The sequence below is a fragment of the Viridibacillus sp. d25.2 genome (assembly GCF_055456015.2).
On record NZ_JBVDMV020000003.1, the window covers coordinates 142,133 to 157,882 of the forward strand.

A 15,750-nucleotide genomic window follows, 5' to 3' on the forward strand; every position below is an offset into this window, starting at 1 on the left:
ACCCTTTCCTAAAGAAATTAACTTTTCAAATTTTTGTAAACAAAAAAGCCTTTAGGAAGATTAGTAAAAGGACATAGTTTCTATAAAATAAACTATGTTTCTTCTAATCAACCCAAAGGCTTTAAGTTAGTATGTTCTTCGCATGATTTGTAAGTGAAAAATCTGCTCGTAGTAAAAATAAAAAGTTATAAGAAAAAGATAACAAACTACTCACTAAGATTCAATCGCTAATTACATGTTTATATAGTAAAAAAGCGACTTCATCTTTTTCTGACGTTTCTTCTAATAATTCATACTCTGCTTTTGTCAATGTGAAGAATACGTCTTCATTCGGCAGATTTTTCAGTACCTGAGGTGCTTCATTAATATCGGTTTCAATTAAAACAGATGGTCCAGGTATCATCTGTTCTCTTTTAAAATCCCCAAGATATTGTTCTCTATTAATATTCAGACATGCAAATACAAATATCGTATTTAAACCATCTTCGCAAAAAACATCCTTAGTCCTGTGATACCGATAAGTATCACTTTGATATTGTAACAACGTTATAGTCCCCCCTATAAATCAACATTATTGATTACTTCTACATAGTGAAATTCTTCAAGCTCTATTAAAGATATAAATTACGCTTGAACGATACAGAAATAGAATAGGAAATTCACTTAGAGGTTATTTATATTGAAATGGAACTTTCTTGTAATTAAAATAGAAGGTATACAGCTTCTATTATTTAAATGTTTGAACTAATTACTTTATTTTTTCCCGTGGATTTTGCAATATACATCCGCTCATCCGCTTTTCTGATGAGTGCTGCTACATCATTATCCATAAGTTCTTCAGATGATGCCACACCTACACTTATTGTTACGTCAGTTTCTTCTTCAATACATTTACATAGACGCATAGCAATATCATTTGCATCACCATCTGTCACTATACCTATCAATTCCTCTCCGCCATAACGACATCCTAGGCCTTTACTTATTAATTCACGTTTCAATAATGCCCCTACCTGTATTAATACCTTATCACCAAATTCATGACCTTTATTATCATTCAGTTGTTTAAAATTATCTAAATCTATAAAGATAATAGAAATCTGCTGATTATTAATAAGTTGTGCACTCTTCTTAAAAATGAATCCTCTATTATATAAATTGGTTAAGGGGTCCGTAATGCTATTAATACTAGCCGTCCGTAGCATATTTAGGACTCTCATAAAATAAAATTGACACTCCACTATTATTGCTAAAACTAGCATAATACTAAACAAAAAGCTACCACTATTAAGAGGGAACCATTGACCTAAGAATTGAAAAAATCCAATTAAGATAAATGAAACCCCTCTTAACAAATACTTAGTTTTTTTAGTGATGCTTTGATGGGTTTGCCATACGCCATAAATCAGAAAGGAGACAAATAATACTTGGCCAGCAAAGAAAACATCAAGTAGTAGTGAAAACAATAATAATACAGTAATGAGTGTAATACTTGCTACTTCTGTCTTAATTCTTTGTTTCGAAAAATATGTAGTTGCTAGAATTTGAAATACAAGACAAATACTCGCATATTGATAAAGATTACTCCAAAATGGAATATCTGGTACCCCTATATATTTAAACGTTAATATCGAAAATAATGCAATGCCAATAAAAGATATAGAAAGATATAATTCTCTTTTTATATTTGTCTTCCGTGAAACAATAAATGCAAAAATGCCTAACAAAATATAGATAATAGGTATATATAAAATCGGTAGTAAACTAATATTGATTTGTAAACTCATGTGTAACCTCCATTATATATGTATTCAGGTGTCATTTACAAAAAATTCTAAAAGGCTACTTTTTTTAGTAAAAGTAGCCTTCTCTTTAATACAACTTTTTTGTTAGGTATACGTTTTTATTGTCCAGTATACGTTTATTTTGTCATTTCACATAAGCTAATTTATGATTTGTTTATGATCAATGAGTAACTCCACTTTTAAAATCATCATCAGATTTTTTATCTGCATGGTAGAATAGTACATCTCCATCGATTAAATTAAATATTCCGCCATAAGGGTCGGTGTAAGAATATTTAAAGCCTTCACGTTTCAATTCATTTGATACGCTTCCATTAACATAGCGCAAGTATGGATCATTGATTTTTCCGTCGCGGATTGTTTCAATATCAAAGTTAATTATTATATAACCCTTCTTCAAGAACATAGGGTGATTTTCATTTAATCGATTCATCACACCTGCTCCAGCAACATTTTTCCCCTTCTCTACTACGTAAACTTTAGAAGGTAGACTATACTCTCCATACCATTGTTGCTCACTACGTAACGTATCTTTTGAAGGAATCATTGTTTTCTCAGGAACCATTTCTGATTTCGGTCCAATATAATTTCGTAAATTCCAATTTAAAACTTGCCATCCATAAGGACCTGTTACTGTATTTTTCTTTGTAGTTTTCTTTACGTAATTTCTGATAAATGTACTATAAAAAGTATTAGCAACTTCTTCACTTAGTCCGAATTTATCTGCATGTCTGTAGTAGTAGTCAGCAGTTGGCGTAAGCTCATCGCTTGTTAAATTACGTAATGGTGTATTTAGCATGACTTTTCGATAAGTTTTATCATTATTTGAACCTACTTGAACAAAATAGCCGTCGGAATCATGATAATAAATATCAACTTCTTTTCGATTTTGACCATTTTTATCTACAATATAAAATTTAGGAGTAATACGGATTGCGTCGTTATTTGCGAACATATTACCCATCGTCTTTAAATCAAATTTAAAATTGTAGCCTGTTTTAACAGCTACATTTTTGTAACCGTCTGTATGTTTACCTTGAAGAATAGGCAAGGTAATAGCAGGATTGTTTCCGCGTTCTAAACCGTCTCTATTCTTAGTGCCCACCCAAAAGTAGTTCTTGGTATGTTCACTACCCTTACCAGTTCGGAAAACGTCTTCCCAGTTATAGTCAGAAACATCAGTCACTCTGAAGTCATACACACGTCCTACTACATCAACATTTATTTCATCCGTCACCATATGTGCAGCAGATTGATTACCTGCAGGTGATATATAAAATGAACCATTAGGAATGGTTACGTTTTTAATAGCTTCTGAACCTGGTTCTGAAGGGGCATTAATTGCAAATTCTCTATATTGAATTTTATATTCGTCCTCAGGTACCCATATTGGTAAGAAGAAGCTTGCTGATGTCTGTGATGCACTGAATCTTATCCATGTACCAGCTGGATAGAAAATAGCCTTATTTGAATCATAAACATCGAATGGGAACTTAACCTCTTTATAATCAATATATTTTGTATAGTCTCTTGTACCATATCCAGGAATACTACGATGTGAACCAGTAGCAGATAAATCTACTCTAAATTGTCTATCTAGGATTAACACATGCTTTGTCTTATGGGGTGTACGGTCAATTCGTTGATCGAACTCTACTTCATCACTGGCGTCACCTTTTAGAACAATAGGTGTATGAATGGTTACTGAGTTTAGGTCAAACTCAAATTCACGTTCTTCAGGGTATTTTTCTAGTTCTTCTGTATCTTCAAGATCATCGTCTGAACCATCACCTTCACCATCAACAGACTTTGTTGCTTGTTTTGTAACAGCAGAAGATTTACTGCTGATCTTTTTATCTGCTTCTTCCTCAATATCCATACTCTCTATACTTTCTGTCCGTGAATAAATGGAAGTACCTTGACTTGGTGATTGATTATAATTGACTTTAGAATTAGGTATTAGAATATTGTGATTTTCTAATGTAGCCTTTTCTGCATCAGGTATATTTTTTGGCTTTTTCGTCTTCTCTTCTACCTTTTCATCATCCATAATAACTTCTTCATCTAACTCTACTGCATCATTTTTCACTTTATTTTTACCTATTTTTTTATCTACTTCACCAGTTAGGTCTTCTTTTGGAATTCCAGTAGGAGGTGTGCTTCCTGAATCAATAGTTTTACTTCCTAAATCAACGATATTACATTCAGCCGGATAAACATGTTTCTTAACAGGTTCAACATTATTTGCATATAAATCTATATCTTCCTCAAAAATCAAACTATCTATTTCTCCATCAAAAACATAATTCATTAAATCAATTTGATTGAGTTGATAGAATTGTATTCTACCAATATCCCAATATGAATAATCTCTCTTTATTTCTACCTCAGTATTGAGAGGCATAGTTATAGTTTTAGATTCTGTTGTTTCCTTGCCATCAGCACCGGTTACTTTTTCTTTCCATTTAAAGATATAATCTTTCTTAACTGGTACTGTGTATGTAACTTTTCCGATTTTATTTTGGAAAACTTGGTCAAATACATACTTCTCACTTGTACCTTTAGTTTTTAGTTCCTCACTTGTTGGTATACCTTGAGATACATCAAAAACACCTTCTGCTGCAATTGATCCGTTTGGATTAGCAACTGTGCTTTTTTTCATAGTATCCTTAACTGTTGGTTCATCAATAACGTGTTTACAAACTCCAAAAGGTTCATCTGTGTCCCCACAATCGGCTACTTTCACCTTTTGAGAATCTTTATAGGTTTTACCAGTAGTGGGATCTTTATAATAGACTGTGATGGTAGAAGTACCTACTTTTATAGCTTTAAGCTTTCCACCACTAATACTAATAACTGAAGGTTTGCTACTCTTCCAGGTTATTTTGGAACTGCTAGAATTTAAGGTTTCTTTCTTCCCTTTACCAGTAACTATATCAATGACAGGATTTAATTCAGTATTTACACATGTTAATGGGACCATTTTCAACTTTACACTTGGTTTAATTTCTGGTTTATAAGAGATAACCGCCTGGTCTCCACCGAAATTCCAATATGGTGAAGCAGCCCACCTTGTAGCTCCGCCATCGTGGGGCGATTTTACTCCGAACCACATGGCTGTTTCATCTTCATTGTATTTAACGGACTTGTATTTCTTACCGTTAATAAAATAACCTTTTACAGCTCCCGTTTGATTTGCTCGGGGAGAAGTTCTTCGTATAACGGGGTAAGAGTTTAATTGTAAAGTAGTTGCATCTACACCACTTGTCATGTCAATTTCTCCTAAACCATACTTTAAGCTATCGAAATTAAATGGAACAAATAACTCAGTATATACTAGCTTTGAATTAACCCTCTTTACTATAAACATCTTCCACTTACCTGCTTCATTAATGTTTGGAAATAATTCGTCTAAAGGTATCCATGCATTAAATACAACATCTTCGTATTTCATATTACAAGTAAGGTTTGAAACGTTAGTAACATTTGGTCCACATGGATTATAAAGACCTCCACCCCAATACCGGTTATAAGCAACATCAGTTGTCGCACTGTAATTACCTTTTGACATAGTACCGTAAATTTTCCTTACTCCTGTTTTCGTATTTTCTAAAGCAATATAAGTTTCATGATTTGTTGCGGTATGAGTTTTATGACCAAACAAAATTGCCCAACCCTGAAAGTTTAAATATTTCTTTGTTTCTTTTCCGAATTTTTTTTCTGTAATAATATCATAACCGCCTTTAGTAAACTTACTGCCGTAGATATCATATACAAGAGTCTTACCTGTTTCCATATCATACTTCTTATTGCCATATGTTTTTTTCCAATCATTTTTCACTGTTTTTGAAACATCCCATGGTGAATCAGCTGCATAAACTTTTTCATCATTTAAAAAATAGAAACTAAAAAAACAGAAAAACATTAATATAGTTGCATAATATTTTTTCAACATATACCCTCCTTTATTTAATTTTTACGTACACTTAGTATGATTCCTACACCAGTTCCTAAGAAGAGAAGAACTATTAAGATTTGTAGGAATTGTGAGGACGAATCCTTTTTAGGATGCTCTTTACTCCAACTATTTTCTTGATCTGTTTTAATTTTCGAATTGTCCTTTACCTTATCTTGTACAAGGTTTTTATTCTCGTTATTATTCGATATAGAATTGTTTTCTACTTGAGTTTGAGTTCCCTGCTTTTTGTTTATTTCATTCTCAACTTCTTTTTGTTCAACTATCACGCGTTCTGTTCGCTCAAGGTTATCTGTATCTTTAAATTCGTAGTACGGATCATTCTGGAATTTCTTTTTATTTCTTTGCCTTTCTTTTACTTGTTCTGTTTCAATTTCTGGTTCAATTAAATGGACTGTAAGCAACGTTGTACCTTGTTCTCCAATATTGACTTCAAATTGTTCTCCATCGTAGTTTACGTAATGGTTTGTAGCCCCCATAACTGAAAATGTATCATCGTATTGTAGATAATAACCTTGTATAAACTCACCACAATCACCAGATGCTATAGCATATCTTTCTTTCTCGTATGTATTTTTATTGGCGTCTATAGTTAATGAACATTTCTCATAATTCCCTTCAATTTCATCTGTTAATTGAGCATTTACTGACAAAGTGAACATAAGAAAAAAGCACCCAATGAAGAAGGGTGCTTTACAATAATTAATTATTTTTTTCATATTTATCATCCTTATTGTTTATTAAGAAAGGAGTCCCTAGTACCTATTAGTACTGTAGAATTAATAACCGGTTTTTCTATTTCTGTAAAAGCAGTTTTTTTGTATATGAATTTACCGTTTTTATATTTTTTCTTATAAACTGTCGTTTTTTTCCCATCTTGTCCTTTAGTAAAGACTTCTTTTTCACCTTTTAATAGTGCATCTGTTTTTACTTCAGTTACCTTTTTCTTGATGGTTGATGTAACAACTTCATTGATAATGACTTGGTCAACTAAATATTTACGTGGAACCCACCCAGTCTTTTTATTAGCTGTTACTTGAACCCAACTACCAGATACCTTCTTTACTTTCACTGTTTTATCTTGTTTAACAGAAGTTACGAATTTACCTTCAGAACTAGCAGTTTTACGAACATTGATTTTTTTATCTTTAGCAATATGCATTACAGTATTTTTCTTTAGTTTCTTTGAAGAATCTATACGATATACAACCATTTTTATATTGCCATTGATAATGAATGGTTCACCGCTATAGTTTACGTTTTTAGAACCCCAGCCATTGATGGAATAAAAGGTATCCCACTGATCCTTAAAATAATATCCTGAAGTATATTTTTTACATGAGCCTGTTGGTACTGCATCAGGTTGATTTTTTGTAATATTATTTTTACTCTTATCAATCACCATTGAACAAGTTGATTTATAGTCATAATCTAATCTATTTAACTCTGCACTTGCATCTTTTGCTAAAAAGCCTCCATATAAACTTGCTGTTATACCTGTTACAAGTAATAATTTGCCAATTTTGCTAAATTTCTTTTTCATGGTATACCTTCTCTCTCTATAGTTGCTACTAATAGTATACCACAATTACATTATTTTACAATAGTAATACACCCTTATTATTAAGTTATCAAAGTACAAAGTAACAAAGCATTACAAATAACTAACAGAAATAGAATCACTAAATGAGATGTACTCATTTTTACCAACCTCAAAATGATTGTCGTTTATATTTTTAATCTTCAAGTGCTGCCCTTTTACAACATACCTGAGAACTACACCGCCCCTACTACAGACAGGTGTGCGCTCCAGAACTTCGATATCCCCGTATGTTAAATCATAGTGTTCATTGTTAATATCCTTAATAAAAGTACCGTCAGATAACTGAATGTAATCTTCTTGGATATCAATTGCTATATAACTTTCATTTCTTTTTAGATATTTATTAATTTTTTCAAAACTACAACCATTTGACCGCTTGTATAATGGCACATCCATTTTCATAAATAATTGAGCTTTTAATGCTTGTTGAATATCAGTCGTTGTAATAGAAACCAAATGTATTCACTCCTTATCTTTTGTATTTAAACAAGATATCTCACTATACCCCGCCTTAGCTGCTTCATTTTTAGAGTTAAATATCTCTGTTGCCTTATATTTAAATTTGCAGGACTTGTTAAAAAATACTTTTTTATTGTTTACTGTAGCGCCCATAATCACTTCACTTCTGAAAATACGTGCTCCTGCAAATGCGTGTTGATTGTATACATTATCAACTCGTTTCATTGGGTAACCCTGTACAAATGAGAAAACGCCAACATCATCAATCGTGTTGTACCAATCCTCTTGGCTAATTAGTGGGAAAGTGAACTTATAATTAATACCTAAGTTCTTTGAATACGTATTGTGAATGTTAATGTAATATGCAAATTCTTCTTGCATGGTAGAAACAATGGTATGCTTTCGAATTCTATTAAACTCTTTAGAGTCACCCAACAATAATATGGATAGCTTATTATCAGTGTCTGGCTTTGTTTCGTCAGGAGGGGTTACTTCAGTTTCAGTATCAGCACCTCCACCACTTCCAGTACCAACGTCTTCTCCAGTTTCTTCACCATCAGAAGAATCGCCCTCATCAACGCATTGACCTGTAATTTCTTCTTTTTTGCAACTTGGCTCGTCTTCGCTTACTGTAGCTAATTCCACTATGACTTTATCAAACAGTTCATCAGGTAATGTTTCCATAAGTTCATTAAGGATCTCTGCAGGTATATCAAATTCAGTTCTACTTTCCTTTAAGGCTTGAATGAAATTATCATAGGATTCTTTTGAAAGTACTTCGGCAAGGGCAGCTTTTGTCTCTTCAGATAACCGATCTTGTAAATTTGACTCGGTATCACCACCACTTCCTTTATCATCCTCTTCCTCATCATCTTTATCATCAATTGGTGAGAGTACATTCAACAACTTATCTACCAATTTATAAGAGGATTCTTCAGCAATCTCATCCAATATCTCATCTGTTAAGTTATCTATAGTAGTTAGTTTCTCAAGTTCTTCCATCAATTTATTGAATAGTTCTTCTGACAAAGCTTCTTCTAGTTCATCTCTTAATTCATCCGGTAATCGGTCTAATAGAGTCTGTTCCTTTATTTCTTCCTCCGGTTCTTCAACATCTACATCATTAGATATTTCCGATAAGACTTCTTCTCGCGTTCCTTCATACCACTCATTTAAAGAAGAAACATATACCTCTATATTCTGATCAACAGAAAAATTGATGATATTTCCTTGCTTATCTGAATAAGAAAACGGAATTTTAGGCAGCCATGTACGCTTTACTATGCTGTTTTCGTCTTTATCTATAGACTTTTGAAATACATTTAGTGATAGGCCGTCATTTTCAAGAACAGCAAATACTGGGACATAATGAGATAAAATATCCTCATCATTTGAACCTTCTATTTGAAAATTTAAAGAGATTGTATGTAAAAATATTTTCAAGGCAACATCTAAATTCGTCGGGTTAATCTTCATTGAAGAATAGCCTGCTTCTAATTCTGGCGCTACGTTCGTTCTAAGCACTTGTGTCGCATCTTGAGTTGCTGTGGTAAGTGCTGAATCATATTGTTTATTTAGCTGCGATAACGTAGCTGTATCATCGGAGCGCCATTCTGAATAAAGAAGAAGCGGTAACATTACAATCATTATCACTAGAACAAAATCAGTAATCTTCATTTAGCACCATTCCTCCATAGGGAACGTAAATTGTGGAGTCATTGCTATTTCCAACATTTGAGGTTAAAAAGTCGAAAATAATATTTGCATTTGTTTTCGATTGGTTTTTAACTACCACTTGAAAGAAATCCTCTTCCTGCAACTTGTACATACGCTCTTTTATTGGGGTTTTAGACTTTTCATTAAAGAGTACCTCTTCAATTTGCTCATTATAATATTCGTCGTAATCTATAACATACTCACCTGTAAATGAATTCACATTCTTCGGGTCTGTATAGATAGGTGTATAGATCTTTTGTTTATGTAGCATTTCTACATTGAAATGATAATTTCCTAAGTCCAATTGCTGTTGAAAATCTTCATACATTTTAGGTGTTATGTAACCTTTAGAACGTACGTTATCGACAAAATCAGTAACAGAATGAAATGTATTTTGATACGCTAAGTCATCTTGAATTTTGTAATTTTGATAAACTGTAAAAATGATTAGTAATACAAAGAACAAAAATGCCATTACTTTTGAGAATCCATTTGGCAAGTCAAGCTACCTCCTTTACGATGTTTTCTTGAAAACAATTTCACTAATTTCCCCATCATGATCGTATTCAATCTTCATTGAATATCTACTCTTTAAATCAACCTTTTTCTGATTCTTCATAACATCTGCATCATTCTTAAATACTCTGCCGTTTACTGTGATTGGAACCTCGTTATCGTTAATGCGGTATAGCTTTGCAACAACCTGTGAACCAGTCCATAACACTTCTTCAGGAATTTTTGTTTCCTCCATATATACCGTTCCGGGGCCTTGTAATGCATCGAAACTCGATGGCATTTCAAGATAAGTCCATACGATATAAGATAAAGTTGCTACAAAAAACAAAATATTAGCAGAAATAGAAAGTGCGTCTAGTGTGCTTTTGTTCATATATAGTAGTGGGATACGCATAAAGCGTATCCCTTTCCTCCAATTACAAAATTGTGATGACTACTTGCTTTGTTGTGTGAATTTAATAGCACGAATAACTTGGTTTGAATCACGTACTACTACAGAATCAAATGTACCTGATGGATTAACATATTGAGTGCTTACTGAATCTGATAGTTTACTAATATCAGATGTTGAAGTAGTTACAGTGTCACCATTCCCAGAAACTGTGTTGAAGTACCATGATGAATTACCTTGTCCCGTTACAACTTGTACACCAAGGTTTCCGGCTTTACCTTCACTAGAGAAGCGACGGATAGCATTGATAACTTGTGAACCCGAAACAGTTGTATTGTCATAAGAAAGATACTTTTGATCTTTTAATTCTGAAGCCATACCATTAAAATCGCTTGTTGAAGATTTTGCTGGGTCTGTAGAAGCGGAGTACACAACTACACATAATGAAATGATTGCAAGTGTTAATAATAGACCTGCTCCTAATTTGAGTGCTTGCGATGCTGAACCTAACATAAATAATTCTCTCCTTTTGAATAATTATTGTATTTTCATAATCAAGTCTTGTGACTCGTTAATACTGATATAAATGAGCGGGATAACCAGGTACAAGAATATTAATGCTGTTACTGGTGTCCATGAAATTACGGATGCAAATAGCCCCCTAATATCAATAGATCTTTCGTTACTTTCTCGACGCTGCTCAATGTAGTACGCCCTTTCGATGTCAATATCATCAAATGATTCTTTGATTGAAATTCGAGTAACTGAAAGATGTAATCGCTCGATAATTTGTTGGAATGGCTCAAATCCTACCTTTTCAATTAGTGCGTATAATGCATCTTCTGCACCAGCATCATAGTTTTGGATTGCTTCTTGAATTGGTGCTTTAAAGATAATACTGAAGCGGTCCAACCAAGTTAGGATTTTGAATACACTCATACTCTCAAATTCTTTTAAAATACCAATTAGGATAAGGAATTGATAAACCTCATTTTCCATGTCCTTCTTTCGTAATGCCTTCTGATACATCAAGATAAAAATTGGCACGTATGACGTTACATACATCAAAATAAATGCAACCAATACTTCCCACCATTTTAAGAAAGCATTATTAACGGTATGGAACTTAGTCGAAACACGTTCCACTACTTTCTTAGTCTCTGGGTCATTACCATTTGATTTTCCTAATGAAGCAAGTACGAACTTTTCAACTTCTTCTTTTGATTTAATTTTTTGTGATTCCATCGCAATAATGAGTTCACGATCAAAAGCCGTTTCTTTTCGGAGAATAGACTTTTCTTCTTCTGTTGTATTTCCTGCAAACATTGCAGTAGATGAAACACTGTACATCACGTTATGCTTTTCGCGATAGTGGCCGAAGATAAATCCGCTTAATAGAATCACTAATATAGATAGAGATAATAGGAATCTTTGAACTGCTATTGAATCAATATCTAAAGGTGAATTAGCTGCATTAATCAGCTTTTTCCACTTATACTCACGTTTACTAAACTGTTTTGGCTTGAATATCTTGATTAACGATCCTAACAACGGGACTTTCTTGAGTAAGATTTTTTCCCATCGTTCTTTTTGCATGTTCATGTAGTATTTATTTTCAGAAACGTCTCGTATTTTTCTAATTAATATGTAGGCTAAAACCGAAACACCATACACAAAAACTTCTGAAATAAATCCAATTCGAGATTCATAAAAACTAGCCATAATAGGGAAAGTATTTACTGCCCACATTTTTATAGGTAATGCTAAAAAGATTGGTGCAATAGCAATTGTTGTAAGACCACGTAAGCGATATTCGAGTTTTTGACGATAGAGTATATCATTGTTTAGCTCTACATTTATTGCTGTTAGCCCCGCTAAAAATGCACTACCTTGATCAGAAATTACATCGCCTTCTTCTTTTACCATTAGAACCAATCCAGCTAGCACTTTCAGGAAGCGGCTAGGTGCAACCTCTTCATACTTCGTTAATTCAATTTCAGGCTCTAAACTACTTAAAATGCTATAGATACGTTCTGCCTGAATTTTCATTTCGGGTCCTGCAAAAGAAATACTTTCAAATACAGATTCATCAACCATTTTTGTTTGTTGGAAGAAGAACCTTACTCTATTGTTGAATTCCTTTAACTGCTTTAGTAGTCTTGCTTCCACCCGGTAAACAAAGAAGTCTACCATCAATCCTGAAGTGAAAAACATGCCAACAAAAACCCAAAATACAATCAAATAATTTGGCCGTATTGCAACTAGTAATACGCCAACTACTGCAAAAACTGAGAAAATCACAAAGATGATTTTCATAACTTCTCTACGTAATGAATATTCATCGTAGATTGATAAGGTCTCTATTCGTTTTCTAATGCGAATGACTACAGTTTTCAACAAAGGTACTCGTAATAATAAGTTGTACCAACGTTGAGCAAAGTCATTGAATTTATTTGACCATTTGGTTTTTGTAGTTGAAGAAACTCCCAACAATTTCGACTGCAGTTTTAATTTTTTCCTAGTAGATAAAACCGTTAGTAAAACTATTGCTAGGAATCCTAAAAAACTAAAAACACTTATTAGTACGAGCAGCTTGTTCATTCAGCTTCCCCCCAAACTTCGGAGATGAATGATAAGAAGGCAGCACGTTCATTAGTATCAAGTTGATTCGCGATACTTTGAATGCGATCATCACTAATTTTGTGTTTGGCAATGTATCTACCATCTTGGAATTCAATAATGTTTCTTTCAATAAATTGCTGACGTTGAGTTTGCTGACGGAAAAACATCGTTGCTGCTTCAACCATCAAATCGAATTTCTCATCCTTAGTATTAGTTGCACTTAACTTAGCTACATCCATAGCTTTCTGTGAGTGATCAACTGGAATACATTCTGTAATTCGTTCGATGTATCGAGTACCGTCGTAATCTTGTCGGAGGTGTATGTCAAACTCTAGTACGTTTACTACTTGTTGCTCTGCAATAGCCTCATTAGAGAACATGCCTACTTTTAATAATGAGTTACGCAATGAATAGACTAAATTCGCAAAAGTTTTAGCATGGTGAGTGAAAACAGTAAATAGTGATGCTACTTGAGCTGTTTGAATCATCCAGGCAGCTACAGGATCGGTTGCAACCTCACCTAAAATATTTACATGACCATCTGTTTTCTTTTGTAAATCCAGTCCGTCTTGCCCGCTCATAGTATCTGTCTCTTGGAATGATAGGATATTTCTTTCTGGATAAAGAGAGCGTAAATTCAATTCAAAGCTTGTTTCTTGAATTCGTAAGTTTAATGACGGATGCACATATTTGATAAGAGCCATTAATAATGTTGTTTTACCACTACCTTGTGAACCGGTAATAGCTGTCAAACGGTTACCTCGCATTAAAAACTTCATCATTTGAATTGGTAGATCATTTTGAGGATGTGCTATCAATTCATACAAACTTAATTTCTTTAAATCGAATTTTTTTCGGATAAAGAATACCCATGATTCAGCAAGTTTAGGTCGAATAACCGTAACACGCGATCCATCGAACATTTCATTGATAATATAAGGTCTGTTTTCAGAAAGTTGTCCAGGGTAGCCATATTTATAGATATTGGTTACAACCCTTCTTAGCTCCGCTTCATGTTCAAATGATAAGAACGAGAAGTGAATACTCTTACCTTTATACATAACCCATACACTATTCAAACTGCTTTTAGCTTTTTGTAATGTATCAATTAACTGCTGGTCAGATTGAAATGATTCCATTCGTTTTGGCAGTCCGCTAACCCCACCTGAAACACCGTCAATGTTCATATCGCGAATTTCATCAATTACTCCAAAGCCTTTAAATGAGCTATAAATTCGTTCGGAAAGGATATATAACTTATCCTCGAATTTTAATCGTTTTACTTCTTTTTTATAGATGCTGCGTATATCTTCATCATTGATACGATAAGCACCATTTGGTTTTGCTACATCAAGTTCATACTTGCTAATTAATTGTCCTAAACCATTTTCACCATGTTCTTTACGATATAAATAGAGAATTGTGTCAAATTGTTCTCTTGCAGTCATTTGAGCAGGTGTAGCATAAGGAATAGGCAAGTTGATATTTTCTTCATCAAAACCATATTCGTTCATTAAGATGTCATTTATGTACTCACGAACGTATATTTTGGATGATAAGTCACCCGTATTACAGTTTTTTAGTGCCTCTTTCAATTCTTGTCGTCTTCTCGTACGTCTCATGAATTCTTCTTCAGATAGCCCTAAACCGTATAGATTTATTGTTGTTAACTCCGTCATACGATTTTTAATAAAGTTCTCAATGACTTCAACCTTATAGCGAGCTCGTTCTTCATTAGACTGTTGTATATTCATCAACTCTTTGTTTTGACGACGAATTTTCCAAACGACATATATTACGACAAGAAGGAAGATCAGGCCAATGACAGTAGCATTTAGCCAAAAATTCATTCTTTATCCTCCTCTTTTTGTCCAATAAACTCTAACTCTCTTGCAATATGCCCAGTTACATCTTGCAACGATTGTATGAACTCATAAGAAGGTGATTTTTTCCCAAGTCCTACTTGTCTTAAAAAGAAATCGGATACTTTTTGCTGATTACTAGCATCTTTTAAATGATGTGAGTAAGGGATTGGGAAGATCGGGCATTTAATGTTGTATTTGCGCTTAATCTTACGAATTGAGAAAGTAGAATCTGAATCATATATGCTAAGCAAAATAATGATTTTTTTATTTTTCACTTCTTCAGGTAGATAATCTCCATTGAAGAAATCATCTAGTACGAAGCGGTTTTGCGGTAAATTTACTAAAACTACATCTGCTGCTTCTAACAGAGAAACAGTAGTGCAATTACGTAACCCCGAATGAGCATCAATCCAAACTGTGTCGTATACATGTTTAGTAACGGCTAGGACATCTTCTAATAAACCTTTGTCAGTTGCTTTACTAGATCCACCTAACATATCTAAACGATTTCGGAAAATTGTTTCAGTATAATCTTCAACAGCTTCCGCTTTTAGCAATTTGCTTTTGTATAATCTTTCTAAGGCTTGGATACCTGTTTGCTCAAAACCTGCTCCACGTAAGTCCTTGCCCAATAATGATTCCATTGAAGAGTAAGTCAATTGCGTATGTGTTAGTAATGAGCGTACTTGGTATTCGATAGAAAAGACTGATGCTAACGATACCGTATTTGTAGTGGTTGCCCCTTGTCCATGAATTGGGGACCAGCTCACAATGGTTTTACCCATTCATCACACCTC

At 33.6% G+C, this 15,750-nt stretch carries 13 protein-coding genes; all 13 read right to left on the reverse strand.

Features of this window, described 5'->3' with window-relative positions:
- Positions 1 to 220: 220 nt before the first annotated feature.
- The 13 genes from ACZLO7_RS22605 to ACZLO7_RS22665 all read right to left on the reverse strand — a co-directional run bounded on the left by ACZLO7_RS22605 (position 221) and on the right by ACZLO7_RS22665 (position 15,738).
- Positions 221 to 544, reverse strand: coding sequence for a hypothetical protein (locus tag ACZLO7_RS22605; RefSeq protein ID WP_464941226.1), 324 nt, complete (start codon positions 542 to 544; stop codon positions 221 to 223).
- A 187-nt stretch (positions 545 to 731) separates the two neighbouring features.
- The gene (locus ACZLO7_RS22610; protein WP_464941225.1) at positions 732 to 1,787 is read right to left on the reverse strand and encodes a GGDEF domain-containing protein; all 1,056 of its coding nucleotides are present in this window, start codon (positions 1,785 to 1,787) and stop codon (positions 732 to 734) included.
- A 178-nt stretch (positions 1,788 to 1,965) separates the two neighbouring features.
- Positions 1,966 to 5,760: a DUF5704 domain-containing protein gene (locus tag ACZLO7_RS22615; protein WP_464941224.1), complete on the reverse strand. Its 3,795-nt coding sequence runs from the start codon at positions 5,758 to 5,760 to the stop codon at positions 1,966 to 1,968.
- 14 nt (positions 5,761 to 5,774) lie between these two features.
- A complete protein-coding gene (locus ACZLO7_RS22620; RefSeq protein ID WP_464941223.1) occupies positions 5,775 to 6,500 on the reverse strand; it encodes a hypothetical protein in 726 nt (241 codons plus the stop codon).
- Between the two features lie 11 nt (positions 6,501 to 6,511).
- Positions 6,512 to 7,324 (reverse strand): SH3 domain-containing protein, encoded by an 813-nt coding sequence (locus tag ACZLO7_RS22625; protein WP_464941222.1) that lies wholly within the window; start codon positions 7,322 to 7,324, stop codon positions 6,512 to 6,514.
- 111 nt (positions 7,325 to 7,435) lie between these two features.
- Positions 7,436 to 7,840, reverse strand: coding sequence for a hypothetical protein (locus ACZLO7_RS22630; RefSeq protein WP_464941221.1), 405 nt, complete (start codon positions 7,838 to 7,840; stop codon positions 7,436 to 7,438).
- Positions 7,841 to 7,846: 6 nt separating this feature from the next.
- Positions 7,847 to 9,520: a hypothetical protein gene (locus ACZLO7_RS22635; RefSeq protein WP_464941220.1), complete on the reverse strand. Its 1,674-nt coding sequence runs from the start codon at positions 9,518 to 9,520 to the stop codon at positions 7,847 to 7,849.
- Positions 9,507 to 10,058: a hypothetical protein gene (locus ACZLO7_RS22640; protein ID WP_464941219.1), complete on the reverse strand. Its 552-nt coding sequence runs from the start codon at positions 10,056 to 10,058 to the stop codon at positions 9,507 to 9,509. The genes ACZLO7_RS22635 and ACZLO7_RS22640 overlap by 14 nt, the downstream gene beginning before the upstream one ends.
- A 15-nt stretch (positions 10,059 to 10,073) precedes the next feature.
- The gene (locus tag ACZLO7_RS22645) at positions 10,074 to 10,469 is read right to left on the reverse strand and encodes a hypothetical protein (RefSeq protein ID WP_464941218.1); all 396 of its coding nucleotides are present in this window, start codon (positions 10,467 to 10,469) and stop codon (positions 10,074 to 10,076) included.
- Positions 10,470 to 10,508: 39 nt separating this feature from the next.
- Positions 10,509 to 10,979, reverse strand: a complete 471-nt coding sequence (locus ACZLO7_RS22650) for a hypothetical protein (protein ID WP_464941217.1) — start codon at positions 10,977 to 10,979, stop codon at positions 10,509 to 10,511.
- 24 nt (positions 10,980 to 11,003) lie between these two features.
- A complete protein-coding gene (locus ACZLO7_RS22655) occupies positions 11,004 to 13,067 on the reverse strand; it encodes a hypothetical protein (RefSeq protein WP_464941216.1) in 2,064 nt (687 codons plus the stop codon).
- Positions 13,064 to 14,938 carry a pilus assembly protein CpaF gene (locus tag ACZLO7_RS22660; RefSeq protein WP_464941215.1) on the reverse strand — a complete coding sequence of 625 codons (1,875 nt, stop codon included), beginning with the start codon at positions 14,936 to 14,938 and terminating at the stop codon, positions 13,064 to 13,066. The genes ACZLO7_RS22655 and ACZLO7_RS22660 overlap by 4 nt, the downstream gene beginning before the upstream one ends.
- Complete coding sequence (locus ACZLO7_RS22665; protein ID WP_464941214.1) at positions 14,935 to 15,738, reverse strand: hypothetical protein; 804 nt, start codon at positions 15,736 to 15,738, stop codon at positions 14,935 to 14,937. The genes ACZLO7_RS22660 and ACZLO7_RS22665 overlap by 4 nt, the downstream gene beginning before the upstream one ends.
- Positions 15,739 to 15,750: the final 12 nt, after the last annotated feature.

What these genes read in the sequence shown, in the direction of transcription:
- ACZLO7_RS22610 (WP_464941225.1), bottom strand. Translation starts at nt 1,787, where the DNA reads ATGAGTTTACAAATCAATATTAGTTTACTACCGATTTTATATATACCT.
- ACZLO7_RS22615 (WP_464941224.1), bottom strand. Translation starts at nt 5,760, where the DNA reads ATGTTGAAAAAATATTATGCAACTATATTAATGTTTTTCTGTTTTTTT.
- ACZLO7_RS22620 (WP_464941223.1), bottom strand. Translation starts at nt 6,500, where the DNA reads ATGAAAAAAATAATTAATTATTGTAAAGCACCCTTCTTCATTGGGTGC.
- ACZLO7_RS22625 (WP_464941222.1), bottom strand. Translation starts at nt 7,324, where the DNA reads ATGAAAAAGAAATTTAGCAAAATTGGCAAATTATTACTTGTAACAGGT.
- ACZLO7_RS22635 (WP_464941220.1), bottom strand. Translation starts at nt 9,520, where the DNA reads ATGAAGATTACTGATTTTGTTCTAGTGATAATGATTGTAATGTTACCG.
- ACZLO7_RS22645 (WP_464941218.1), bottom strand. Translation starts at nt 10,469, where the DNA reads ATGCGTATCCCACTACTATATATGAACAAAAGCACACTAGACGCACTT.
- ACZLO7_RS22650 (WP_464941217.1), bottom strand. Translation starts at nt 10,979, where the DNA reads ATGTTAGGTTCAGCATCGCAAGCACTCAAATTAGGAGCAGGTCTATTA.
- ACZLO7_RS22655 (WP_464941216.1), bottom strand. Translation starts at nt 13,067, where the DNA reads ATGAACAAGCTGCTCGTACTAATAAGTGTTTTTAGTTTTTTAGGATTC.
- ACZLO7_RS22660 (WP_464941215.1), bottom strand. Translation starts at nt 14,938, where the DNA reads ATGAATTTTTGGCTAAATGCTACTGTCATTGGCCTGATCTTCCTTCTT.
- ACZLO7_RS22665 (WP_464941214.1), bottom strand. Translation starts at nt 15,738, where the DNA reads ATGGGTAAAACCATTGTGAGCTGGTCCCCAATTCATGGACAAGGGGCA.